The 21,236-nt window shown below is 70.4% G+C and carries 33 protein-coding genes; 17 read left to right on the forward strand and 16 right to left on the reverse strand.

Annotated features, from left to right (window positions below; translation table 11 throughout):
- The first annotated feature begins 27 nt into the window (after positions 1 to 27).
- The 6 genes from ACGFY5_RS38570 (at position 28) to ACGFY5_RS38595 (ending at position 3,315) form a co-directional block, all read left to right on the forward strand.
- Complete coding sequence (locus ACGFY5_RS38570) at positions 28 to 507, forward strand: carboxymuconolactone decarboxylase family protein (RefSeq protein ID WP_392728699.1); 480 nt, start codon at positions 28 to 30, stop codon at positions 505 to 507.
- 64 nt (positions 508 to 571) lie between these two features.
- On the forward strand, positions 572 to 1,540 hold the full coding sequence (locus ACGFY5_RS38575; protein ID WP_392728702.1) for an NAD-dependent epimerase/dehydratase family protein: 969 nt from the start codon (positions 572 to 574) through the stop codon (positions 1,538 to 1,540).
- Positions 1,537 to 2,031: a class I SAM-dependent methyltransferase gene (locus tag ACGFY5_RS38580; protein WP_392728705.1), complete on the forward strand. Its 495-nt coding sequence runs from the start codon at positions 1,537 to 1,539 to the stop codon at positions 2,029 to 2,031. The genes ACGFY5_RS38575 and ACGFY5_RS38580 overlap by 4 nt, the downstream gene beginning before the upstream one ends.
- A gap of 11 nt (positions 2,032 to 2,042) precedes the next feature.
- Positions 2,043 to 2,300 (forward strand): hypothetical protein, encoded by a 258-nt coding sequence (locus tag ACGFY5_RS38585; protein ID WP_392728708.1) that lies wholly within the window; start codon positions 2,043 to 2,045, stop codon positions 2,298 to 2,300.
- Positions 2,297 to 2,836: an META domain-containing protein gene (locus ACGFY5_RS38590; RefSeq protein ID WP_392728710.1), complete on the forward strand. Its 540-nt coding sequence runs from the start codon at positions 2,297 to 2,299 to the stop codon at positions 2,834 to 2,836. The genes ACGFY5_RS38585 and ACGFY5_RS38590 overlap by 4 nt, the downstream gene beginning before the upstream one ends.
- Positions 2,833 to 3,315 (forward strand): N-acetyltransferase, encoded by a 483-nt coding sequence (locus tag ACGFY5_RS38595; RefSeq protein WP_392728713.1) that lies wholly within the window; start codon positions 2,833 to 2,835, stop codon positions 3,313 to 3,315. The genes ACGFY5_RS38590 and ACGFY5_RS38595 overlap by 4 nt, the downstream gene beginning before the upstream one ends.
- Here the strand turns inward: ACGFY5_RS38595 and ACGFY5_RS38600 are convergent.
- Positions 3,242 to 3,964: a helix-turn-helix domain-containing protein gene (locus ACGFY5_RS38600; protein ID WP_392728716.1), complete on the reverse strand. Its 723-nt coding sequence runs from the start codon at positions 3,962 to 3,964 to the stop codon at positions 3,242 to 3,244. The genes ACGFY5_RS38595 and ACGFY5_RS38600 overlap by 74 nt on opposite strands.
- Positions 3,965 to 4,163: 199 nt before the next feature.
- On the opposite strand from ACGFY5_RS38600, the gene ACGFY5_RS38605 reads away from it, so the two are divergent.
- Positions 4,164 to 4,826 carry a DUF4097 family beta strand repeat-containing protein gene (locus tag ACGFY5_RS38605; RefSeq protein WP_392728718.1) on the forward strand — a complete coding sequence of 221 codons (663 nt, stop codon included), beginning with the start codon at positions 4,164 to 4,166 and terminating at the stop codon, positions 4,824 to 4,826.
- Here ACGFY5_RS38605 and ACGFY5_RS38610 read toward each other — a convergent pair.
- Entirely contained in the window at positions 4,796 to 5,665 is an 870-nt protein-coding gene (locus ACGFY5_RS38610) for a LysR family transcriptional regulator (protein WP_392728719.1), read from the reverse strand. The two genes, ACGFY5_RS38605 and ACGFY5_RS38610, sit on opposite strands and share 31 nt — an antisense overlap.
- 69 nt (positions 5,666 to 5,734) lie before the next feature.
- On the opposite strand from ACGFY5_RS38610, the gene ACGFY5_RS38615 reads away from it, so the two are divergent.
- Positions 5,735 to 6,586, forward strand: a complete 852-nt coding sequence (locus ACGFY5_RS38615; RefSeq protein WP_392728722.1) for an NAD(P)H-binding protein — start codon at positions 5,735 to 5,737, stop codon at positions 6,584 to 6,586.
- Complete coding sequence (gene trmB / locus ACGFY5_RS38620; protein ID WP_392728724.1) at positions 6,583 to 7,254, forward strand: tRNA (guanosine(46)-N7)-methyltransferase TrmB; 672 nt, start codon at positions 6,583 to 6,585, stop codon at positions 7,252 to 7,254. Before ACGFY5_RS38615 ends, trmB begins: the two co-directional genes overlap by 4 nt.
- Positions 7,255 to 7,261: 7 nt before the next feature.
- On the opposite strand, the gene ACGFY5_RS38625 is transcribed toward trmB, so the two are convergent.
- Positions 7,262 to 7,846, reverse strand: a complete 585-nt coding sequence (locus ACGFY5_RS38625; RefSeq protein ID WP_392728726.1) for a TetR/AcrR family transcriptional regulator — start codon at positions 7,844 to 7,846, stop codon at positions 7,262 to 7,264.
- A gap of 72 nt (positions 7,847 to 7,918) precedes the next feature.
- Here ACGFY5_RS38625 and ACGFY5_RS38630 point away from each other — a divergent pair, with 72 nt between their 5' ends.
- The gene (locus tag ACGFY5_RS38630; RefSeq protein WP_392728728.1) at positions 7,919 to 8,860 is read left to right on the forward strand and encodes an ATP-binding cassette domain-containing protein; all 942 of its coding nucleotides are present in this window, start codon (positions 7,919 to 7,921) and stop codon (positions 8,858 to 8,860) included.
- Positions 8,857 to 9,609 carry an ABC transporter permease gene (locus ACGFY5_RS38635; protein ID WP_392728730.1) on the forward strand — a complete coding sequence of 251 codons (753 nt, stop codon included), beginning with the start codon at positions 8,857 to 8,859 and terminating at the stop codon, positions 9,607 to 9,609. Before ACGFY5_RS38630 ends, ACGFY5_RS38635 begins: the two co-directional genes overlap by 4 nt.
- On the opposite strand, the gene ACGFY5_RS38640 is transcribed toward ACGFY5_RS38635, so the two are convergent.
- The 5 genes from ACGFY5_RS38640 to ACGFY5_RS38660 form a co-directional block, all read right to left on the reverse strand.
- Positions 9,606 to 9,953, reverse strand: coding sequence for a nuclear transport factor 2 family protein (locus ACGFY5_RS38640; protein ID WP_392728732.1), 348 nt, complete (start codon positions 9,951 to 9,953; stop codon positions 9,606 to 9,608). The genes ACGFY5_RS38635 and ACGFY5_RS38640 overlap by 4 nt on opposite strands.
- The gene (locus tag ACGFY5_RS38645) at positions 9,953 to 10,375 is read right to left on the reverse strand and encodes an SRPBCC domain-containing protein (RefSeq protein WP_392728734.1); all 423 of its coding nucleotides are present in this window, start codon (positions 10,373 to 10,375) and stop codon (positions 9,953 to 9,955) included. The genes ACGFY5_RS38640 and ACGFY5_RS38645 overlap by 1 nt, the downstream gene beginning before the upstream one ends.
- Positions 10,365 to 10,679: an ArsR/SmtB family transcription factor gene (locus tag ACGFY5_RS38650; protein ID WP_392728736.1), complete on the reverse strand. Its 315-nt coding sequence runs from the start codon at positions 10,677 to 10,679 to the stop codon at positions 10,365 to 10,367. Before ACGFY5_RS38650 ends, ACGFY5_RS38645 begins: the two co-directional genes overlap by 11 nt.
- A 103-nt stretch (positions 10,680 to 10,782) precedes the next feature.
- Positions 10,783 to 11,412 carry a TetR/AcrR family transcriptional regulator gene (locus ACGFY5_RS38655; RefSeq protein ID WP_392728737.1) on the reverse strand — a complete coding sequence of 210 codons (630 nt, stop codon included), beginning with the start codon at positions 11,410 to 11,412 and terminating at the stop codon, positions 10,783 to 10,785.
- Positions 11,413 to 11,448: 36 nt separating this feature from the next.
- Positions 11,449 to 11,883: a nuclear transport factor 2 family protein gene (locus ACGFY5_RS38660; RefSeq protein WP_392728739.1), complete on the reverse strand. Its 435-nt coding sequence runs from the start codon at positions 11,881 to 11,883 to the stop codon at positions 11,449 to 11,451.
- A 36-nt stretch (positions 11,884 to 11,919) separates the two neighbouring features.
- Here ACGFY5_RS38660 and ACGFY5_RS38665 point away from each other — a divergent pair, with 36 nt between their 5' ends.
- Positions 11,920 to 12,579: a TetR/AcrR family transcriptional regulator C-terminal domain-containing protein gene (locus ACGFY5_RS38665; RefSeq protein ID WP_392728742.1), complete on the forward strand. Its 660-nt coding sequence runs from the start codon at positions 11,920 to 11,922 to the stop codon at positions 12,577 to 12,579.
- Here the strand turns inward: ACGFY5_RS38665 and ACGFY5_RS38670 are convergent.
- The 4 genes from ACGFY5_RS38670 to ACGFY5_RS38685 are packed head-to-tail and all read right to left on the reverse strand — an operon-like array spanning position 12,564 to position 15,404.
- Positions 12,564 to 13,289 carry a hypothetical protein gene (locus ACGFY5_RS38670; protein ID WP_392728744.1) on the reverse strand — a complete coding sequence of 242 codons (726 nt, stop codon included), beginning with the start codon at positions 13,287 to 13,289 and terminating at the stop codon, positions 12,564 to 12,566. The genes ACGFY5_RS38665 and ACGFY5_RS38670 overlap by 16 nt on opposite strands.
- 22 nt (positions 13,290 to 13,311) lie before the next feature.
- Positions 13,312 to 14,439, reverse strand: a complete 1,128-nt coding sequence (locus ACGFY5_RS38675) for an esterase-like activity of phytase family protein (protein ID WP_392728746.1) — start codon at positions 14,437 to 14,439, stop codon at positions 13,312 to 13,314.
- A 42-nt stretch (positions 14,440 to 14,481) separates the two neighbouring features.
- The gene (locus ACGFY5_RS38680; RefSeq protein ID WP_392728749.1) at positions 14,482 to 14,928 is read right to left on the reverse strand and encodes an SgcJ/EcaC family oxidoreductase; all 447 of its coding nucleotides are present in this window, start codon (positions 14,926 to 14,928) and stop codon (positions 14,482 to 14,484) included.
- Positions 14,929 to 14,957: 29 nt separating this feature from the next.
- Entirely contained in the window at positions 14,958 to 15,404 is a 447-nt protein-coding gene (locus tag ACGFY5_RS38685; RefSeq protein ID WP_392728751.1) for a GNAT family N-acetyltransferase, read from the reverse strand.
- Between the two features lie 67 nt (positions 15,405 to 15,471).
- On the opposite strand from ACGFY5_RS38685, the gene ACGFY5_RS38690 reads away from it, so the two are divergent.
- Complete coding sequence (locus ACGFY5_RS38690; protein ID WP_392728753.1) at positions 15,472 to 16,344, forward strand: RNA polymerase sigma-70 factor; 873 nt, start codon at positions 15,472 to 15,474, stop codon at positions 16,342 to 16,344.
- A 54-nt stretch (positions 16,345 to 16,398) separates the two neighbouring features.
- Positions 16,399 to 16,908, forward strand: coding sequence for a GNAT family N-acetyltransferase (locus ACGFY5_RS38695; RefSeq protein ID WP_392728755.1), 510 nt, complete (start codon positions 16,399 to 16,401; stop codon positions 16,906 to 16,908).
- Here the strand turns inward: ACGFY5_RS38695 and ACGFY5_RS38700 are convergent.
- Positions 16,868 to 17,758 carry a LysR substrate-binding domain-containing protein gene (locus ACGFY5_RS38700; RefSeq protein ID WP_392728758.1) on the reverse strand — a complete coding sequence of 297 codons (891 nt, stop codon included), beginning with the start codon at positions 17,756 to 17,758 and terminating at the stop codon, positions 16,868 to 16,870. The genes ACGFY5_RS38695 and ACGFY5_RS38700 overlap by 41 nt on opposite strands.
- A 70-nt stretch (positions 17,759 to 17,828) precedes the next feature.
- Between ACGFY5_RS38700 and ACGFY5_RS38705 the strand changes: the two genes are divergently transcribed.
- On the forward strand, positions 17,829 to 18,695 hold the full coding sequence (locus ACGFY5_RS38705) for a dihydrodipicolinate synthase family protein (protein WP_392728760.1): 867 nt from the start codon (positions 17,829 to 17,831) through the stop codon (positions 18,693 to 18,695).
- A 5-nt stretch (positions 18,696 to 18,700) separates the two neighbouring features.
- Positions 18,701 to 19,132 (forward strand): VOC family protein, encoded by a 432-nt coding sequence (locus ACGFY5_RS38710; RefSeq protein WP_392728762.1) that lies wholly within the window; start codon positions 18,701 to 18,703, stop codon positions 19,130 to 19,132.
- On the opposite strand, the gene ACGFY5_RS38715 is transcribed toward ACGFY5_RS38710, so the two are convergent.
- Positions 19,082 to 19,447 (reverse strand): DoxX family protein, encoded by a 366-nt coding sequence (locus ACGFY5_RS38715; RefSeq protein WP_392728764.1) that lies wholly within the window; start codon positions 19,445 to 19,447, stop codon positions 19,082 to 19,084. The genes ACGFY5_RS38710 and ACGFY5_RS38715 overlap by 51 nt on opposite strands.
- A 94-nt stretch (positions 19,448 to 19,541) precedes the next feature.
- On the opposite strand from ACGFY5_RS38715, the gene ACGFY5_RS38720 reads away from it, so the two are divergent.
- Positions 19,542 to 19,916 carry a winged helix-turn-helix transcriptional regulator gene (locus ACGFY5_RS38720; protein ID WP_392728765.1) on the forward strand — a complete coding sequence of 125 codons (375 nt, stop codon included), beginning with the start codon at positions 19,542 to 19,544 and terminating at the stop codon, positions 19,914 to 19,916.
- On the opposite strand, the gene ACGFY5_RS38725 is transcribed toward ACGFY5_RS38720, so the two are convergent.
- Both ACGFY5_RS38725 and ACGFY5_RS38730 read right to left on the reverse strand, forming a co-directional pair.
- The gene (locus ACGFY5_RS38725; RefSeq protein ID WP_392728767.1) at positions 19,898 to 20,323 is read right to left on the reverse strand and encodes a hypothetical protein; all 426 of its coding nucleotides are present in this window, start codon (positions 20,321 to 20,323) and stop codon (positions 19,898 to 19,900) included. The genes ACGFY5_RS38720 and ACGFY5_RS38725 overlap by 19 nt on opposite strands.
- 8 nt (positions 20,324 to 20,331) lie before the next feature.
- Complete coding sequence (locus ACGFY5_RS38730) at positions 20,332 to 21,171, reverse strand: LysR family transcriptional regulator (protein ID WP_392728769.1); 840 nt, start codon at positions 21,169 to 21,171, stop codon at positions 20,332 to 20,334.
- Between the last annotated feature and the right edge of the window lie 65 nt (positions 21,172 to 21,236).

Here is a 21,236-nt window from a genome sequence, read left to right on the forward strand (position 1 = left end):
CCGGCCGGGGGTCGGTGTCTGGTGGGCATGGACGCTCGATTGAACCTTTTCGGAAGCCCGCTCGCGGGGAAGCTCATCAAGCACCTGGTGTCCGCGGGGCGGGCCCTCGAGGACGCGGCAGTGCCCGTAGCCACGATGGAGCTGGTCAAGCTCCGGGCGAGCCAGATCAACGGCTGCGGATTCTGCACCGACATGCACACCAAGGACGCCCTGGCCGCCGGTGAGACGCACCAGCGCCTCCACCTGGTGGCGGTGTGGCGCGAGGCCACGGTGTTCACCGACGCCGAGCGCGCGGCGCTGGAACTGACCGAGCAGGGCACCCGCATCGCCGACGCTGCGGGTGGGGTGTCCGACGAGGTGTGGGCCAACGCTGCCAAGTACTACGACGAGGAGCAGTTGCTGGCCCTGGTGGCCGGCATCGCGCTGATCAACACGTTCAACCGGATGAACGTGATGGTCCGGATGCCGGCGGGGAGCTACCAGCCGGGGCAGGCGCCTCGGAACTAGCCCTGGGAGTCCCAGGACAGCGGGGCTGCTGGCTGGGGTGTGTGCACTGGCGTTGTATCCGCTCATGAGCACAGTTCTGGTTACCGGTGGATCCGGCTACGTCGGTACGCAGCTGGTCGCTGCGTTGTTGCGGTCCGGTCGTGAGGTGCGCACCACGGTCCGCTCGGCTTCGGCCGAGGCGGAACTGCGCGCCGCCGTGCGTCGTGGTGACGCCGATGGTGCGCGCCTGCACGTGGTCACTGCGTCCTTGGATGCGGACGACGGGTGGCGCGCCGCCGTCGACGGGTGCGACGAGGTGCACCACGTGGCGTCGCCGATCCCGGTCGCCCAGCCCGACGACCCCGACGACCTGATCGTTCCCGCCCGCGAGGGCACACTGCGCGTCCTGCGAGCCGCCCGTGACGCCGGAGCCCGGCGGGTGGTGCTGACGTCGTCGTTCGCCGCGATCGGCTACACCCCCAAGCCGGGTGCCGAGTTCAGCGAAGCGGACTGGACCGACCCCGACATGCCCGGCCTGCCGGCGTACCCGCGCTCCAAGGCGGTCGCCGAGCGGGCGGCGTGGGACTTCGTCGAGAAGGAAGGCGGCGACACCGAGCTGGTCGTCGTCAACCCGACCTTCATCCTCGGGCCGACGCTGACCACGCGCCTGGGTTCGTCGATGTACCTGATCAAGGGGCTCCTGGAGGGGACGATGCCGGTCGCGCCGCGGGCACGGATGGGCGTCGTCGACGTGCGTGACGTCGCTGACCTGCACGTCCGCGCGATGGCGGCGCCCGACGCCGCCGGCAAGCGGTTCCTGGCCGTCGCCGACGGCCCGACGACGAGCTTCCTCGGCGTGGCCGCCGTACTGCGCGAGCGCCTGGGCGCCGCGAAGGCACCCACCGAGGAGGCCCCGGGCGACGACCTGCCCCGCCCGACCATCCACAACGACCGCGCCCGCAACGAGCTCGGCTGGCAACCCCGAGCCACCGAGTCCACGATCGTGGACTCCGCCGAAAGCCTCCTCGTGCTGGGACTAGCGTCGCTCGTGTGACGGCACAACCGAGCCGGACCGCGGTGCAGGTCTGTCAAGGCCGCGCCGCGGCCGACGGCCGCCTCGCACCGGGCCGATTCGCGGATCCGACCGCGATGATTCTGCTGCGCCCCGACGAGCGCGAAGCCGTGCAGCGGGTCCGCGACGGTACGGTTCCCGCCGCGTGGCGGGAACGCGTCGACTACGAGACGGTGCTGGCGACCGCCGAGATGATGATTCCCCGCACGGTCGTGATCGACGACGCCGTGCGCGAGTGCTCCGCGTCGCAGTTGGTCATCCTGGGAGCCGGGCTGGACGGGCGGGCGTGGCGGCTTCCGGCGCCGGTCGTATTCGAAGTGGACCAGCCGGCGAGCCAGCGGGACAAGCGTGAACGCGCGGAGGAGTTGTCCGGGCAGCCGCCGGTGTACGTGCCGGTCGACTTCCGCTCGGACTCGCTGCCGGACGCGTTGGCTGCCGCCGGGCACGAGTCGGGCTGCCGGGACGGGCGGTGACGTTCGGGCGCGTGATTTCGACCGTGTTGGCGCTGTCGACCGGGCGGGCGAGTGTGTTCCGGAACGAGCCGTGGAAGTCGCTGTGGACGCCGGCGGAGATGGCGGCGCTGTTGGAGCGGCACGGGTTCGGTGTGGTTCAGGAAATCGACCTGGTGGAGACCGCCGAGGGTCTGGGGCTCGAGCTGAAGCGTCGGCGGGTGCTGGGCTACAGCCGCGTGATGGTCGGTGACCGGAACCCGGGTGGGGGCGCTGGCGTCCAAGGGCCATGACTCGCTCGCTGCTCGTCGCTGCGTTGATGCTCTCCGCCGCCGGCTGCACCGCCGACGCGCCGGCGTCCGTTCCGTCGCCGGCGTTTGCGGCGACTTCGCCGGCCCCGTCGGCTTCGGCGGGGCGTCCGTCGGCTTCGGCGACGTTGACACCGAGGCCGGTTGGGCATCCTACGTATTCGATCGATCCGAAGCCGTTTCATGGGACGCGGTGGGTACTCGACCACGTCGTCACGGATACGGGCAAGACCATTCCGGGGCCGAGGACCTACACCGCGTACCTGCAATTCGACGGGCGGCGGGTGGTCGGCTCGGGTGGGTGCGGGGAGTTCTCGGGGTCGATGGCCGAGAAAGCGAACATCCTGCGCTTCCGGAACCTCGACGGTGAGCCGATCCCGTGCCCGTCCGGCCAGGCCTCGACCAGAACGACGATGTTCCAGGTGCTGGAAGCCGACCACGTGACGTTCCTGTTCGCCGGCAGCCCGAGGGGCTTCTTCCTCCACCTGCACGCCGGCGGACTTACGCTGGTCCTGCGATGACAGACTTCGTGCCCGACCACTTCGAACCGCCGCGCGAATGCGTGGGCGAGGGGTTCCGGCTCGTCCCGCTCGACGTCGAGCACAACGAGCGTGACTACGAGGCCTGGACCTCGAGCATGGAACACATCGCACAGACGCCCGGGTTCGCGAACTGGGGCTGGCCGAAGCCGATGACGCTCGCGGAGAACCACGGCGACCTGGCCCGGCACGCGGCGGACTTCCGCAACCGCGTCGGCTTCACCTATACCGTGCTCGACGGCGACGACGTGATCGGCTGCGTCTACATCTACCCGGGTGGCGGCCCGGGCGAGGCGTCCGTCCGGTCGTGGGTGCGGGAGTCGCGCGCCGAACTCGACCGGCCGCTGTACGAGCGGGTGACGCAGTGGCTGGCCGAGGCGTGGCCGTTCACTCAGGTTGTGTACGCACCTCGCGAAGCACCTCGCGAGCCTGCTCGGCCGCGCGGAGCAGACCCTCGCTGACGAACTGCAGGTAGCGCGCGGTGTTCTCGAGACGCACGGCGGCCGGGGTACCGGGGCCGAGAACCGCGGCGCCCTGCCGCGCGACTTCGATGAGCTGGTCGTTGGCCCGAGCGCTGGCGATCGTCGACTGGTACCAGAGCTCCGGATCGACGACGTAACGCTCCCGTCGGCGTTCGTCGGGCTCCCGCCGGACGAGGTCCTGGCTCTCCAGGAACGTGATCGCCTTCGAGATCGACGCCGGGCTGACCCCGAGCCGCTGGACGAGCTCGGACGCGGTGAGGCTGCCCGCGTCGGTGGTGTAGAGGCAGGCCAGCACCCGGGACATCATCTTGGGCAGGCCCTGCTGCACGAGGACGGCCGTCCACATGTCCTCGTAGTCCCGCACCGCGCGAGCGTCGCGCCCGTCGAGTTGCGGCGGCGACTGTGCCCCGCGAGGCCTGGTCTGCCTGCGCTGGTGGGTCCGGCGTTCGGTGGCGAGGTGGGCGAGGTCGGCCCGGTACGCGGTGGGGCCGCCGTTGCGCATCACCTCGCGCGTGATCGTCGACGTCGGACGGTCGAGCCGGCGGGCGATCTCCGCGTAAGCCAGCCCGTCGGCCAGACCTGACGCGATCTGCTGCCGTTCCTGCTGGTCGAGCCTGCCTGCCGGCACGAGCGCCTCCTCGCAATTGCGTTCACTTCTGATCCAGCGCAACGGCACGTTGCATTGAAATTACGTCCAGTGCAACGATCTTAGCATCTTGAGCTGCAGTTTCGTGGTTCCCACGCAACGAATTTGTTGCTGAGATCGTGAATGCAACGTAGCGTTTGCGTTGTCGGAAACACCGGAACGTCAAACATGGGAGAGAACAATGCAGACCTTCGCCACCCCCGCCCCGATCGCCGCCCTCCTCACGATCCCCGCCGGTCGCATCCAGTTCGTCGCCGCCGACCGGGCCGACACCACCGTCGAGGTCCGGCCCGCGAACGCCGCGAAAGACCGCGACGTGAAGGTGGCCGAGCAGACCAGCGTCGAGTTCGGCGACGGGGTCCTCCGCATCGTCACGGCGGCGAAGGACCAGTTCTTCGGCCCCTCCGGCACCATCGAGGTGACCGTCCAGGTGCCCGTCGGCTCTCGGATCGAGGCCACCGCGGCCAGCGCCGACTTCCGGGCCGTCGGCGCGTTCGGCGACGTCACCTACGAGAGCTCGCGCGGCTCGATCAAGGTCGACGAAGCCGCCAACGTCCGGATCACCACGCTGGCCGGCGACGTCGAGGTCGGCCGCCTGAACGGCTCGGCGGAGATCCGCGCGGCCAAGGGTGACATCCGCGTCACCGAGGCGGCGAGCGGCACTGTCGTGCTCCGCACCGAGGCCGGTGGGATCTCGGTCGGTGTGGCCGCCGGGGTCTCGGCTTCCCTCGACGCCGGTACGTCCTCCGGCCGGGTCAGCAACTCGCTCAAGAACGACGGCACCGCCGGGCTCGCGATCCACGCGACCACCGCCTACGGCGACATCGACGCCCACAGCCTCTGAGAACTCGCGAGCTCCTTGGCCACTCGCACGAACGTGGCCACGGCCGTCGAGCGGGATTCGGACGGCCAGGCCACGACCAGCGTCACCGGGTCCAGGTCCTCCACCGGCAGGTAGGTCAGGTCCGGGCGGGGGAAGCGCCGGGCCACCCACTCCGGCAGGAACCACACGTTGCCGCCGACCTCGACCAGGTTGAAGATCTGCGACAGGTCCCGGTACCGGGTGCCGGACGGCGCCGGGTCCATGCCGCCTTTCTCGGCGGGGGTGCCGTCCGGAAGGACCCGCCCGACGAGATCCGACAGCCGCAGTGACGTCCGAGCCGCCAATGGGTCGGTCGCCGCGACCGCCACCAACTTCGGTCCGGTCAGCAGCGGCTCGCAGTCCAGTCCGCGGTCGTCGGACGGCATCGGCATGATCCCGACGTCGGCCCGCCCGTCGCGCAACGCCGGCACCTGCTCGTCACGCCCGCCGAGCAGCAACTCCACCGGCAGAACGTCGTACGCATCGAGAATTTTCGGCAGCAGACCACCGTCGTAGTCAGCTTTGAGGGCCAGCCGGAGCGTGGGCTGCGGCCGACCGGCGCTGCGGGCGCGACGCTCGGCAGCGCCCACCGCCTCCAGGGCCGCGCGGGCGTCCGCCAGCAACGTTTCCCCGGCCGGGGTGAGCGCGACCTGGCGCGTCGTGCGGACCAGCAACTGGACGCCGAGCTGCCGTTCGAGGTCGCGGATCGCGCGGGACAGCGGCGGCTGGGCCATCCCGAGCCGCTCGGCAGCACGCCCGAAGTGGCACTCCTCGGCCACCGCCACGAAGTAGCGCAGCTGCCGGGTCTCGAGGTCACTCATATCACCACGGTATCAATCGAGAGGCGATCGGTCTTTCCGATTCGCGCCCGACCGGCAAACACTCGAGTCATGACAATCGTTGTTACTGCTCCGACCGGTCAGATCGGCGGACAGGTCGTCAAGGATCTATTGGCAGCGGATGCCTCGGTGCGGGTCGTCGTGCGGGACCCGGCCCGGCTCACGCCGGAGGTGGCCGAGCGGGTGGAGGTCGTGCGTGGTTCCCACGGCGATCCCGACGTCGCGCAGAAGGCGTTCGCGGGGGCCGACGCGGTTTTCTGGCTCGTACCGCCGAACCAGCAGGCGGCGAGCGTGGACGACGCCTACTCGGGCTTCGCGCGCCCGGTGCTCGGGGCGCTGCGCGACGCCGGCCGGGTGGTCGCGGTGTCGGCGTTGGGCCGCGGCACTGCCGTCGCCGGTCAGGCCGGTTACGTCACCGCGTCGCTGGCCATGGACGACCTGATCGCGGCCACCGGCGTCCCGTACCGGGCCTTGACCGCACCCTCGTTCATGGAGAACACGCTGCGGCAACTCGACTCGATCACCGAACACGGCGTGTTCCGCGGCCCGAACCTGCCCGACAACCCGGCACCCATCGTGGCGACCAGGGACATCGCCGCGGTCGCCGCGCGTCTCCTGCGCGACGACGCGTGGACCGGCTTCGCCGAGGTGCCGGTACTCGGCCCCGAGGACCTCACCTACGACCAGCTGGCCGCGATCATGTCGGAGGTGCTCGGCCGCCCGGTGCGCTACGAACAGCAGGTTCCCGGCACGTCGGACGCGGCCATGATCCAGGGGCGGATCGACATGGCGCTGGCCAAGAACAACGGCCTCGACCACGGCGTCCGCCGGACGCCGGAGAACAGCACCCCCACCACCTTCCGCCAGTTCTGCCTGGAAAGGATGACGCACAATGGGGCGTGACCGTCAACTCTGCGCCCCAGACCTACAAGCTTCGTAGAGGGCGCATCACCCCTGGTCAGGCGCTGGCGCTCGGCACGCTGGCCGACCGGTTCGCGGTACCGGAGGGCGACGGGCCGATCGATCTGGCCGCGCTCTTCGGCCGGGAAGCGCCGGTGGTGCTGGAAATCGGGTTCGGCATGGGCGGAACGACGCTCGAGATGGCCCAGGCCGACCCGGGCACCGATCTGATCGCCGCCGACGTGCACACGCCTGGCGTCGGCGCGTTGCTGCGCGGCGTGCACGAGCGGGAACTCGCCAACGTGCGGGTGCACAACGGCGACGGGGCGAAGCTGTTGGCGCAGCGGATTCCGTCCGGGAGCCTGGCGGGGATCCGGCTGTACTTCCCCGACCCGTGGCCGAAGGCGCGGCACCACAAGCGCCGGCTGGTCGACGCCGGGTTCGCGGCGCTGGTCGCGGACCGGCTCGCGCCGGGTGGCCGGCTGCACTGCGCCACCGACTGGGAGCACTACGCCCAGCAGATGGTGGCGGTGCTGTCGGCCGAACCCGGCCTCGAGGTGGAGCACGGCGGGCCGGTGGAGCGCCCGGAGTGGCGGCCGGTCACGAAGTACGAGGCTCGCGGCCGCGACCGGGGCCACGCCGTGGCCGACATCTTCGCTGTCCGATCGTGAACGGTTCTCAGCGTAGGCGCTCGGTCAGGCGGCGAACCACTTCCAGGTAGCGCTCTTTGAACTCCGGGTCGTCCGGGTTCTCGCCGGTGAGGCGCTGGAGCACCTGGGGGAGCGCGATCGGCGCGAGGCTCGCACCCATCAGCGCCAGCTGAACGAGGCGCGGGTCGAGGTCGTCAGCGATTTCGCCCTCGTTCTGGCGCTTCGTCATCGCCGACGCGTCGTCCGGTTGGGCGGAGAACTCCTCGTCGGTGTTGTTGAGGCCGTTCCAGAGCAGGAGTCGTGCGCCGCGCGGATCCTCGAGCGCGGACCGGGTGTACGCGGCGATGAGTTCCGGCAGGTCCTTCGACTCGGGCTCGAGCGTCTCCTCGAACGCCAGCCAGCGTTCACCCAACGCCCGGTAGAGACCGGCCTTGCCGCCGAAGTAGTAGCTGATCAGCTGTGGGTTCAGCCCGGCGCGGGACGCGATCGAACTCACCCGGGCGCCGGCGTAGCCCACCGCGGCGAACTCGTCGGCCGCGGCGGCCAGCAGGCGCTCGCGCGACCGGTCGGCGTCGCGTTGGCGCTCTTCGGGGTCGGGGGATCGACGGGGCACCCCGCCATCCTAGGCAGCGAGTAATCAACTGAATGATTGACAATGTTCCTTGGCCGGTTGATAGTGGCTCGCATGGCTGACGTCATCGAAGTGCACGACTTACGCAAATCGTTTCCGGGCGTGGAGGCCGTTCGTGGCCTCGACCTCCACGTCGCCGCCGGTGAGCTGTTCGGGCTGCTCGGCCCGAACGGCGCCGGCAAGACCACGACGCTGCGCATGCTCACGACACTGCTGCCGATCGACGCGGGGACCGCTGTCGTCGCGGGAACGGACGTCGCGCGCGATCCCCGCACGGTGCGGCGCCGAATCGGGTACGTGGGTCAGGCCGGTGGGGCCGACCTTCCGGCGACCGGCCGGGAGAACCTGCTGCTGCAGGGCAGGCTCTACGGCGCCTCGAAGGCCGACGTCCGGAGCCGCGCCGACGAGCTGATCGACGCGTTGGCGCTGGGTGCGTTCATCGATCGCCGGGTCAGCACGTACTCGGGCGGTCAGCGTCGGCGCCTGGAGATCGCGTTGGGGCTTGCCCATCGTCCACAGGTGCTCTTTCTGGACGAGCCGACGACGGGCCTGGATCCGCAGAACCGGGCGAACCTGTGGGAGCAGTTGCGTGCTCTGCGTGCCGAAGGCACGACGATCGTGCTGACCACGCACTACTTGGAGGAGGCGGACGCGCTCGCCGACCGGCTGGCGATCGTCGACGCCGGGCGAGTGGTAGCGGAAGGGTCGCCGCGGGCGCTGAAGTCGCAGCTGGCCGGTGACACCGTGACGCTGCGGCCACGGGGGGACGTGTCCGCGGTCCGGACGCTGCTGGACGCGCAACCGTTCGTGCGGGACGTGGTGCTCGACGGGGAGGTGTTGCGGTTGGCCGTTCCGGACGGCGCCGAGACGTTGCCCAAGCTGCTGGACGTGCTGGGTGGCGCGGGAATCGAACTGGCGGCGTTGGCCCTGACCGAACCGTCGTTGGACGAGGTGTTCCTGCAGGTCACCGGGCACGCGCTGCGGGACGCCGCATGACGCACATCGGACTGCTGTGGTGGCGCAAGATGCTCGAGACGATCCGGCAGCCGGTCTGGGTGGTCGCCGGGCTCACCACGCCGTTGCTCTACCTGCTGCTGTTCGCGCCGCTGCTCGATCGGCTGGCCGGTGGGCCGGCGTTCCCGCGCGGTGAGGTGCTGGACGTGTTCATGCCCGGCCTGCTGGCGCTGCTGGCGTTCAGCTCCGGGATGGGGGCCGGCTGGGGCGTGATCGCGGAACTGCAGACCGGCGTTGTGGAGCGTCTCCGGGTGACGCCGGCGAGTCGGTTCGCGCTGCTCATCGGTGGGGTGCTGCGTGACGTCGTGGCGTTCCTGCTGCCGGCGGTGATCGTCGTGCTGATCGCGGTGCCGTTCGGGTACTCACCGTCGGTTCCCGGCGTCGTCGGCCTGTTGGTGTTGCTCTGTTTCGTGACCGCGACGACGTCGGCGTGGTCGAGCGCGCTGGGGTTGATCTTCCGCGACATCGGCGGGCTCGCGGCCGTCGTCACCGGCCTGCAGTTGCCGTTGACGCTGCTCTCCGGCGTGCTGCTGCCGTTGTCGCTGGCGCCGGGCTGGCTGCGCGGGCTCGCGCACGTCGATCCGCTGTACTACGCGGTGCAGGCGTCGCGGGCGCTGTCGGACGGGGTTGTGGACCTGTCCCGGGTCGGGCTCGGTGTCGCGGTCATCGGTGTCCTGACCGTCGTGACGCTGACCTGGGCGACGCGCTGCTATCGGCGCGTGGCGGCTTAGGGCAGCGGGACCACGTACGAGTCGACGCGGGCGATGAGGCCCTCGCGGAACGTGAACAGGTCGTTGAACGCGAAGCGGAAGGGGCCCTGGTCCTTCAGGGCGCCGCGGCCCTCGCCGGTGACGACGACGACCGGCCCGTCCTCGAAGACGCGCTGGACGTCGAGCTCGGGGCTTCCGGTGAACGCGGGGTTCTCGATCTCGTCGTCGAATTCGGCTTTGCCGTTCGTGGTTCGCGCGCCGTGGATGACCCACTCCACGTCGTCGCTGAGAGTCGCGAGGATTCGGGGGTGGTCGCTCGCGCGGAAGGCGTCGAAGTACTCGAGGACGAGGTCGCGTTGGCTCATCACGTTTCTCCCAGGTGGGTGGCGAGGGCTTCGAGGATCGAGGCGAGCCCGTCGGCTGCCTGGGTGGTCCGGAGCTCCGGCGGTAGGTGGCGCTGGTGCACGGTGAGATCCGTGCCGCCGCCGGCCGTCCGGATGCTGACCGTCGTGCGCAGGCCGGTGACGGGCTCGTCGAAGACGAGTTCGGACGGCTGCGTGAGGCTGACGTAGACGAACCGGAGTCCGTGGCTCCTGCCGTCGGGTGCGCGGGTGTCGAGCGAGAACTCGCCGCCCGGACGCAAGTCGACGCTCACGGAACCGGGCGGCACAGTGGCGTGGGAACCACCCCAGAACGCCGCGATGCCGGCCGGTGTCGTGAACGCGGTCCAGACGCGCTCGGGGGCCGCGTGCAGTCGACGCCGGGCGATCAGTTCGTCACTGGTCACCGAGGTGCCGTTCCAGGGCGTCGATCCGGTCGTCCCAGATGCGGCGTTGTTCGTCGATCCAGGTGCCGAGCGCGGAAAGCTCGTCGGCTCTGAGCCGGCAGGGGCGCCGGGTGCCTTCCCGGCGCTGCTCGACCAGGCCGGACCGGCGCAGGACACCGACGTGGTGGGAGATCGCCTGGTGGGTCAGGTCGAACGGTTCGGCGAGTTCGCTGACGGTCGCCTCGCTCAGGGCGAGGCGACCGACCAGCGCGCGGCGGACGGGATCGGCGAGGGCCGCGAAGGCCAGGTCGAGATCGGGTGGCACACGGTGAGTCTAATGCAAACGAACCTTTGCGCAAGAGATCGTTTGCATTAGCGAGTGAGGGCGGCGGCCACGCTCAGGCGGTGAACCCGGACTGCCAGGTCGATCAGGCTGACGAGCACGATGAGTGCGCACGCGCCTTTGACGGCCTGATCGGTCGGAGCGGCGTGGTCGCGAAGCCGCGGATCGCTAGTTCGGCGAAGCGGTGCGAGGCCGCGATCCGGGCGGCCGGGGACTTGGCCTGGATGCCGCCGTTGGCCATCAGGACGAGGATCAGGTCGTCGATGACGAAGTCCTGGCGGAGGCGGCCGGCCTCCTTGGCGCGGCGGGCCAGTGCCCCCATCGTCGTCAGCGCGTAGGCACGGCCTTCGGTGAAGTCGATCGCGTGGGGATAGGCGGAGATGAACGCGGCGGTGAAGCCGCGGTCGCGGGCGTGCAGGTCGAAGATCTTCTCGATCACCGTGCAGAAGCCGCGCCACGGGTCCGGGTCGGCGGCGCCCTCGTCCACGATGGCGCCGCAGGCGCGCATCTGCTCCTCGAACGCCTCGGTGACCAGCGACTCCTTCGTCGGGAACCGCCGGTAGAGCGTGGCTGGGCCGACGCCGGCCCGGCGGGCGATCTCGCGCATCGGCACGTCGAGGCCCTCGGTGGCGAACACCGCGCGGGCGACCTCGAGGATGCGGTCACGGTTGTCGCGGGCGTCGGAGCGCAGGGACTGAGTCGAACCGTCGGTCACCGCTCTCACTGTAGCCAAGTGGACGGGGGCGTCCGGTTAGCGACGCATGCGCTTGAGCATCGGCAAGACCGAGCCGGTGCGGAACACCAGGCGCATCCCCATCTCGCGCAGACGCCAGCCGTCCGGTGTGCGGGCCGCGACCGCGGTGAGCACACCACCGCCGACGAAGTGGGTGTTGAGCTCGAGCGGATCGTTCAGTTCGGGGTTCCAGATGTGCGTGGCCTGCAGGTTGGCGCGGATCCGAGCCGTGTCACCCTCCTGCTCGACCAGGAAGTTCGTGAGCATGTGGTGGGTCGCCCGGAAGCGCGCGAAGCTTTCGGTCTGCTCTTCGAGGATCACCTCGTGGCCCCTGAGTTCGGAGCCGTCGGGTCGGCGGATGAAGCCGTCGGGTATGAACGTCGCCGCCACGATCTCGGTAGTGAGGCATTTGTCGTCCACGGCGGCGTAATACCGGCTGAGTAAGTCGTCCATGGCTACACTGTAGCCAGAGTTGGCTACACTGTAGCCATGTTGACGTGGCTCAAGCCGGCGCCGGTCCGCCGCGGTGGCGCCCCGGACCTGGCGCAGGTCATCACTACGGCGATCGAAATTGCCGACGAGGAAGGGCTCCCGGCGGTGTCGATGCGTCGGATCGCAGCCGCGCTGCGGTCCGGCACGGCGTCGCTCTACCGGATCCTCGAGAGCCGCGAGGAGATTCTCGACCGCATGGTCGACGTCGTCCTCGGCGAGGCGCTCCCGCCGGTGGCGACCGGAGACTGGCGCGCGGACCTGACCGCCGTGGCCCGCAACCGGCGTGCGCTGATGCTCCGCCATGCCTGGCTGGGCCCGGAGCTCTCCGGGCGCCCCTCGCTCGGCCCGAACGCGCTCACCCACCACGAGCGCACGCTCGCCGCGGCGGCCGGCCTCACCGACGATCCGACGGCAGCGAGCAGCGCGGTCGAGACGCTCCTGGCCTACGTGCTCGGCGCCGTGGCCCGAGAAACCGCGGAGACGCAGACCCGGCAGCGCACGCCCGACGAGGTGTACCCGTACCTGCAGCAGGTCATCGATGGTTATCCGCACCTGCGCCGGATGGTGCACGAGGCGGAGGACTTCGGTCCCGACGACCGGTTCGAGCGGGGGCTCGCCTGCGTGCTCGACGGGATCGGCGCTCAGTCGGGGGCGTGAGCGCGACGCCCCGCGAGCACCGACTGGCGGTACTCGTCCCAGGACGCCGGGGTCACGAGCGCCGGGTAGGCCAGCGTGCCGCGGTAGGTCTCCCGGATGTCCTCCGGCGCGGACGCCAGCAGGTGCAGCGCGCGGCGCCCGGCGAGCGTCCGGGGATCTTCGACGTCGAGCCAGGCCAGCCGCTCGCCGGCCCGGATCGCGGCCCAGCGCGCGACGAACTCGACACCGGCGAACAGCAGCATGATCCCGGCGACCGACAACGCCGCCAGCGACGGCGACTGCGAACGTAACGCGCCGATCACCACGACGGCCACGGCACTGACCAGGCCGAATCCGGCGCCGAGCAACGCACCGCCGTACACCGTCGGCAGCGTGTTCACCGGCGACGACGCGAGGCCGAACGTCGAATAGAAGGAACGACGGCGCAGCAGACCCGCGCGGGCCAGCGCCCGCCACGCGCGGATCGGATCAGCGACCCGCCCCGGGCCGCGGGCCAGCAGCGCGACCTGCTCGGGATCCGGGTCGCTGCGCACCCAGGCGCGGGCGAGGCGGTTGGCGCGGTCGAGGTCGACCATGCGCCGGTCGAGCAGCACCGGCCCGATCAGCAGAACTGCGAACAGCGCCAGAGCGACGACGACCGCGCCGCTCTCGGACCAGACGAGCAGCAGCAGCGGGACGATCGCGCCGACGAGACACGCCACGATTGCCATCTGTCGGACCGGTTGGTCGGCGTTAGACACCCGAGATCGCAAACGCGGTGAACTCGGTGATCTCGGCCGTGTTGAAGTTGTCGTCGGTGACGAGGATCAGGCTGCGGCGACCGTCGGGCAGGCGCGGGCCGAGCGTCGCGCCCTCGAAGTTGTCCAGCTTGAGGTCGGGCACATCGGAGAGGTCGAGCAGCAGCTTCTTGCGCATCGGGGTGCCCGAGATCGTGTCCTGGCCCAGGACGTTCGTCGCGCCGGAGGTGTCCGCGAGGTAGAGACGCACCTTCCAGTTGTTGGTCTGGAAGATCGACGCCCGCTCGGTGATCAGCAGCGTGCCGTTGCCGAGCGCGAGCACGTCGGTGAGGCCGTTGGTGTCGGTGGAGTCGGCGTTCGGCGGCATCGCGAACAGCTTCTCCAGTGGGTACGCGAACTGGGCGACCGGCTTGCGCGTCTTCGGGTCGAACTCGGTGATCCGGGTGAGCGCACCCTTGGTGGGGGTGGGCACCGGGCCGTCCTGGAAGAGCGGGTCCTCGATGCCGGCGTAGAGGCGGCGGCCGTCGGGGGTGAACGACAGGCCCTCGAGCACCTGGTTCTGGCGCGGGCCTTTCTGCTCGGCGGTGATCGTGAACTGCTTCGGCAGTTCGACGTCACCGCGGTAGGCGCCGTCACGAGAGGCGACGCGGATCCAGGGCTGGCCGATCGTGGGCGCGCCCGTGGCCGGCACGATCCGCTCACCTTCGCTGCTCCAGAACAGCTTTCCGGAGCGCGGGTCGACCGCGAGGCCTTCGGGGTCGGGCGCGACAGTGGTGCCCGCCGTCGGCGGGAACACCGTGCCGTCCTTCTGCAGCCATGGCTTGGTGCTGGTGAGCGCGACCTTCGGGGCGCCGGACGTCGAGACCGCGATGCGCGCGGTGTAGAAGCGCGCCGGGTTCTTCGCGGAGCGGTCGTCGCTGATCAGGAAGTACTGGCCCGTGCGGGCGTCATAGCTGATCGCGGACAGTCCGCCGACTGTCGTCCCCTGGAATTGCAGTGCGTTGGGGAGGACCGTCGCACCGAGGAAGTCGAGTGTGACGCCTTCCGTGGCCTGCGCCGCAGGCGCGGCCGTGACCAGTGCGGCCGCGGTCAAAGCCGACGTGAGCAGAGCGACCATGCGCATGACGTGGTCCTTCCCCAACGCGGTGAGCTGGCGCGCCAGACGCTAAGCCTCCTGTGTGAGGGTTGAGTGGCCAGTGGTTGTACGAGGGTCGAAGATCGGGCGGGTGGGTTCGTCGCTGGGGGCGGCGGTGTTCTGGCAGGCGGTCAGGAGCCACCGCCCGTCCTCCTTGGCCAGCACCCACAGCGGGGTGCCGACGTCGGGTCCCTCGGCGGTGCGATAGATCTGCCGCACCTTGACGGCGGCGACGTCGGGCCGGATGAACAGGACGTGTTCGAGCTCGAACGTGACCGACGCGTCCTTCATCCCGCCGGGAAGCACCTGGCGGGTGAACGCGGAGATCTCGTCGAGGCCGAAGAGGCGCTTGCCGTGGCCGGTGGTCCAGATCGCGTCGGGGCGGAAGAGGGCGAGGAACTCGTCGGGGTTCTCGGTGTTCTGGGAGTGCTCGACGGTGGCGATGACCTGCTTGATCGCGTCGATGTCGGTGGTCATGCGGCGAACCGTAGGAAGTGAACCCGACTTCAGGTCAAGCGTCGCATCGGCACTGCGGGAGGGGTGCCGAACCCGAGTTGTTCGTAGAGACCCAGCGCGTCCTCGGAGGAGTGGACGTCGACGGCGGAGATGCCCTGGTCGTCGAACCAGTCGAGGAGCGCGGTGAGCGCGCCACGGGCGGCGCCGCGACGCCGCTGCTCCGGATCCGTGGCGAGCCACTCGACGTAGCCGATGCGCCCGTCGGGCCGCCGTGGGCTGGGCAGCCGCTGGTCGACGACGCCCACCGCGGCGGCGACGGGCGTGTCGCCGCTGTCGACGGCCACGAACGTCGCGATGTCGGTGCCGGACACGAGCCGTTCTCGCGCGCTGTCCTCCCACCCGGTGCCGGTGGCGCCCAGATCGTCGAACATCTGGGTGACCAGCTCGATGACCTTCGGCAGATCGGCAGGCGTCGCGGCGCGCGTGGGCAGTGGCATGGTCTGAGCCTGACAGCTGTCACACCCGGGCGCTGGCTGGTGTCTGGTGTGGTGAGGAGGTGACGCCGTGAGCGACGCGTTCAGCGCGCACCGGAACCTGCTGTTCACCGTGGCCTACGAGATGCTCGGCTCGGCGGCCGACGCGGAGGACGTGCTGCAGGAATCCTGGCTGCGGTGGTCCGAGGTCGACGTCGGGCAGGTGCGTGACGAGCGTGCGTACCTCGTCCGCATCACCACCCGGCAGGCGCTCAACCGGCTGCGCACCGTCCGCCGACGCCGCGAGACGTACGTCGGGCCCTGGCTGCCCGAGCCGTTGCTCACCACGCCCGACGTCGCCGAGGACGTCGAGCTCGCCGAGAGCGTGTCGATCGCGATGATGCTGGTGCTGGAGACGCTCTCGCCGACCGAACGCGCGGTCTTCGTGCTGCGCGAGGCGTTCGACGTCAGCTACGAGGAAATCGCGGCCGCGGTGGACAAGACGCCGGCGGCGGTCCGGCAGATCGCGCACCGCGCGCGCCGTCACGTCGAGGCCCGGCAGCCGCGCCGGACGGTCTCGCCGAGCGAGTCCCGCGCGGCGCTCGAGTCCTTTCGGCGCGCGCTCGAGACCGGCGATCTGCAGGGGCTGCTGCGGACGCTCGCTCCCGACGTCGTACTGCTCGCCGACGGTGGCGGCGTGAAGCAGGCGGTGCAGCGGCCGATCGTCGGCGCGAGCAAGGTGGCGCGGCTGCTGCTCGCCGGATCGTCGAAGACCACTGTCGTCAGCGGCCACGTCACGGTCAACGGTAGCCCCGGGCTCGTCCTGAGTACCGACGGCGAGTTCGACGGCGTCCTCGCGGCCCGGATCGAGGACGGACGCATCGTTGGCCTCTACTACGTCCGCAACCCGGAGAAGCTCTCCCGCATCGACGCGGAGACCGTACTCACGCGGGGATTACCCTGAGCGACTTCGCGAAAGCGCTGTGTCGAGCGGCGTCCACGCGGTAGAACCGGCAAGGTGAGTCTTGCACTACGCCCCGCCGCCGACACCGACGCGCGTGAGATCGCGAAGATCCACGTCGCCGGGTGGCAGGCGGGCTACCGGGATCTGATCGACGACGCGTACCTCGACGCGTTGTCGGTCGATGCGCGCCACGAGATCTGGCGGCGCATTCTCTCCGGTGGAGTCGGCCGCATCCTGCTGGCCGAGGAAGGCACGTGTGCGCAGGGATTCATCGCGTTCGGCCCGGCCAACGACCGCGGGCTGCCCAGCCACACCGGCGAGGTCTACGCGCTGTACGTCAACCCGAAGGTGTGGGGCCGCGGCACCGGTGGCCGGCTGCTCGGCCAGGCGAGCGCGGAGCTGGCGCGGGCGGGGCGTCGAAGCGCGGTGTTATGGGTGTTCGAGGCGAACGTTCGGGCACGCCTGTTCTACGAGCGGTACGGCTGGAAGGCCGACGGCGTCCAGCGCGTCGAACGCGAGAACTTCAACCTGCCGGAAGTTCGCTACCAGACGCTGCTGAGCTGAGCGCGGCGACGCACGCGGCGACGGCCGGGTGGGCGGCGGAGCCTCGGCGGAAGGCGATGCGGGTGCGGCGGCGGATCGGCAGGGTGTGCAGGCGCACCGGCGGTGGCAGGTGTTCGACGCCGAGCTGCGGCACGACGGCCACGCCCTGACCGGCGGCGACCAGCGCGAGCACAGCGGTGAAGTCGTCGGCGTGGTGTCGCACGCGCGGCGGGAAACCGGCGTCGTGGCACAGGCGGAGCGCGAGCGTGTGGCACAGCGTCCCCGGGCTGCCGACGATCCACTGGGCGTCGGCCGCGGCGGCGAGCGTGCCGGGGTGGTCGCCGGAGACCGCGAGGAACACCGCCTCGTCGACCAGCGGGAGCCACTCGACCGTCGGATCCGGCGACGCGGGCACCAGGTCGTAGTCGTGGACGAGCGCGACGTCCAGGCGACGGTCGCGGAGGGCCGCGGGAACGTCGACCGGGTCGAGCTCGGAGACGTGCAGTTCGACATGGGGATGGTCGCGGCCGAGCGTGGTCAGGGCACCCGGCAGCAGCGTGCGCACCGCGCTGGGGAACGCGCCGATGCGCAGCGGCCCGGTGAGGCCACCCCGGGCGGCCGCGAGCGTGGCGTCGGCGGCTTCGAGAGCGCCGAGCAGCACTTCCGCGTGCTCGACGAGCGCGTCACCGGCGGAAGTCAACCGCACGCGTCGGCCATAGCGTTCGAGCAGTGGTACCCCGGCCTCTCGCTGCAGCGCCGCGAGCTGCTGCGACACGGCCGACGCGGTGTAGGAGTGCGCTTCGGCGACGGCGGAGATCGTGCCGAGGTGCGCGAGATCGCGGAGCAGACGCAGCCGCCGGACGTCAAGCATCAGCTCAGCTTAGGTGTCTGAGTAGGAATCGGAACTGGTGCTAAGGAGTCTGCCGGTTCACGGTGGAGCCATGATGCTCACCGGTCTGTTCGTCCCGTTGATCACGCCGTTCGACGGGGAGGGTGGGGTGGATGGTTCTGCCCTCGAAGGGCTCGCCCATTCATTTCTCGACGCTGGGGCTGGGGGGTTGGTGGCGTTGGGGACGACGTCGGAGGTGTCGGCGTTGACGCCGGGGGAGCGGGGGGTGGTGCTGGAGGTGGTTGCCGGGGTGTGTCGCGACCGGGGGCATCCGTTGCTGGTGGGTGCTGACTCGCCTGGTGCGCTGGCGTCGCTCGGCGGGAAGAACGTGCTCGCTGCGCTCACCGTGGTGCCGCCGTTCGTCCGGCCCGGGGAGGCCGGGGTGATCGCTCACTTCCGTGCGCTGGCGGCCGCGAGCCCCGTTCCGCTGGTGGTCTACGACGTGCCGGCGCGGACCGGTCAGCCGCTCTCGGCAGCGGCCCTGCGCGAGCTCGCCGCGATCCCCGGCGTCGTCGGTGTGAAGCACGCACCGGGCGGCATCACCGCGGACACGGTCGCGCTGCTGGCCGACCCACCACCGAACTTCGCGGTGCTCGGCGGCGACGACGCTTTCCTCGGGCCGCTCCTGGCGATGGGCGCGGCCGGGGCGATCACCGCGTCGGCGCACTGCGCGACGGACCGGTACGCGCGGCTGATCGACGCCTGGCGGACCGATGCCTGGGGGGAGGGGGTGCTGGACGACGCGCGGGCTCTGGGGAACACGCTGAGCCGCTTGTCGACGGCGCTCTTCGCCGCGCCGAACCCGACCGTCATCAAGGGCGTGCTGCACGCGGAGGGCCGCATCCCGACGCCGGACGTGCGGCTTCCGCTGCTGCCCGCCGATCCCGCGCTGGTCGCCGCGGCGCTGACCCTACGATGATCGGCATGCACCTCGAGCTGGTCTCGATCATCGTCGACGAGTACGACCCGGCGATCGCGTTCTTCACCGACGTGCTGGGCTTCGAGCTGGTCGAGGATTCGCCGGCGACCTCGACGCACCACGGCACCCCGAAGCGGTGGGTCGTGGTGCGTCCGCCCGGCGCGCGAACCGGGATCCTGCTGGCCAGGGCCGACGGCGAACGGCAGTCCGCCGCGGTCGGGCACCAGGCGGCGGGCCGGGTCGGGTTCTTCCTGCGCGTGGACGACTTCGACGCGCACTACCGGCGGATGCACGAGGCCGGCGTCGAGTTCGTGGGTGAGCCGCGCTCGGAGCCCTACGGCATGGTCGTGGTGTTCGTCGACATCGCCGGGAACCGCTGGGACCTGCTAGGTCCAGGTGGTGGCCAGCCAGGCGGCGACGGCGGCCAGGACCAGTAGCACCACGTTCAGCCCGAGGTCCTTGTACTCGCCCCGGGACGAGTGCACGACCATCGCGCCGATCTGCACCAGCACGAGGCCGACTGCGGCGGCGATCGCCAGCGCGGGCGCGATGCCGGTCAGCGGCGGCAGGATCAGCCCGATCGCACCGAGCACCTCGAGGACGCCGATCGTGCGCACCAGCGGCATCGGAATCGTGTCGACCCAGCCCATCATCGGCTGGAGCTGCTCCTTGCTGCGCACGACCTTGACGCCGCCGCCGTAGAGGTAGAACAGCGCGAGTAACCCTGCGACGATCCAGTACGCGATTTCCATGATGACCTCGATAGTTACGAGTCGTAAGTAGCCCCATCATGCGGCACTATCAGAGGCGCTACAAAAGGCACAGGCGTGTGCCCAGGGAGGTCCCGTGTCCGAGTACGAGCACACGTGCATGATCCGTGGCGACGGCGGCAAGACCCTGCGCGCGATCCTCGATCAGATCTGCAACAAGTGGACGCTGCTGATCGTCGCGACGCTCGATCAGGGAACCGTGCGCTTCACCGAACTACAACAGCAAATACCAGGCATTTCACAGCGAATGTTGACGCTCACCCTGCGCAATCTCGAGCGCGACGGCCTCGTGGAGCGAACCGTCTACGCGGAGGTGCCCCCACGGGTGGAGTACGCGCTGACCGCGGTGGGCAAGAGCCTGATCGCGCCCGCCCTGGCCCTGGCCGGCTGGGCCATCGAGCACGTCCCCCACATCGAAGCCAGCCGAACGGCCTACCGCAGCCGGATGTAGGTCATCGCGAAGTCGTGCTCCCAGTCCTTCCCCGGGTGGGCGATCTCCCAGGCACCCTCGATGCGGTCGCCGTCGAACGTCGCGGTGAAGCGTTGACGGAAGTCCAACGGCGAGAAGTCCGCTGCCTCGCGGAGCAGCGTCCACGTCGTCCCGTCGAACGTCATCGCGTAGAGCCGGCTGACGCCCCGGGTGTCGAAGTAGTGCTGCGTGTACGTGCCCGGCTCGGCTCCCGGCGCGTAGATCGCCTGCGCGTTCGGGACTTCGGAAATCGGCACGTCGTTCCGCTGCTGCAGGTAAGCGCCGTCGAGGATCCATTCGAAGACGCTGTGCGCGCCGGTCACCGGGGGTGCACCGGGGAAGCGGAGCTCGACGGTCCACTCGCCGACGAAAGCGTTCAGGTCGGTCATCGGATCCCCTAGAGACGTGTGGCGACGCGGATCAGGTGGGCCAGTGGGCGGGAGCGGCTGTGCGGCGGCCAGGCGATCACGGTCGTGACCTCGTGGGCGTCCGCCACCGGCACGGTCGCGATGCCGTCGCGCAATTGGGTCCTGACCGATTCCGGCAGCACGACGAGCGTCCGCCCGAGTGCGATCAGTTGGATCAGCTGCGTGTGGTCGCGCACCTCCGGCCCCGGACCGTCCGGGTAGCTGCCATCGGCGCGCGGCCAGCGTGCCATCGGCAGGTCCGGCAGCGCCTCGATCTCGGCCATCCGGACGTGCGGACGCGTGCTCAGCGGGTGACCGGCCGGCAGCAGTACGACCTGCTGCTCCGTCCGCAATTCTTCTGCGTCGAGTCCGACCGTCGAGTCGTGCGGCCGGTGCAGGAGCGCGACGTCGGCCCGCCCGTTCCGCAGCATCTGCTCCTGCTCGCGCACCCCGCACAGCACGACTTCGACGTCCACCGCGTCGGGCTCGGCGGCGTACGCGTCGAGCAGCTTCGCGAGCAGTTCGCTGGAGGCCCCGGCCTTGGTCACCAGTACGAGACTGGGACGACTCGCCGCCGCACGCCGGGTGCGCCGCTCGGCGGCGTCGACCGAATCGAGGGCAGCCCGACCTTCGCGGAGCAGCACCGACCCGGCCTCGGTGAGATGGACGGCGCGGCTCGTACGCTCCAGCAGAGCGACGCCCATGCGGCGCTCGAGCTGCTGGATCGCGCGGGACAGCGGCGGCTGGGCGATACCGAGCCGTTCGGCGGCGCGTCCGAAGTGCAGCTCCTCGGCCACCGCGACGAAGTAGCGGAGCTCGCGGGTCTCCATATCCATACTCTAGAGGTATCGCTGGGCACCCGATCGGTGTTGGCGCCTCCAGCTGACCCGGCGCG

The organism is Cryptosporangium sp. NPDC048952, assembly GCF_043197895.1.
In the GTDB taxonomy this organism is placed as follows: domain Bacteria; phylum Actinomycetota; class Actinomycetes; order Mycobacteriales; family Cryptosporangiaceae; genus Cryptosporangium.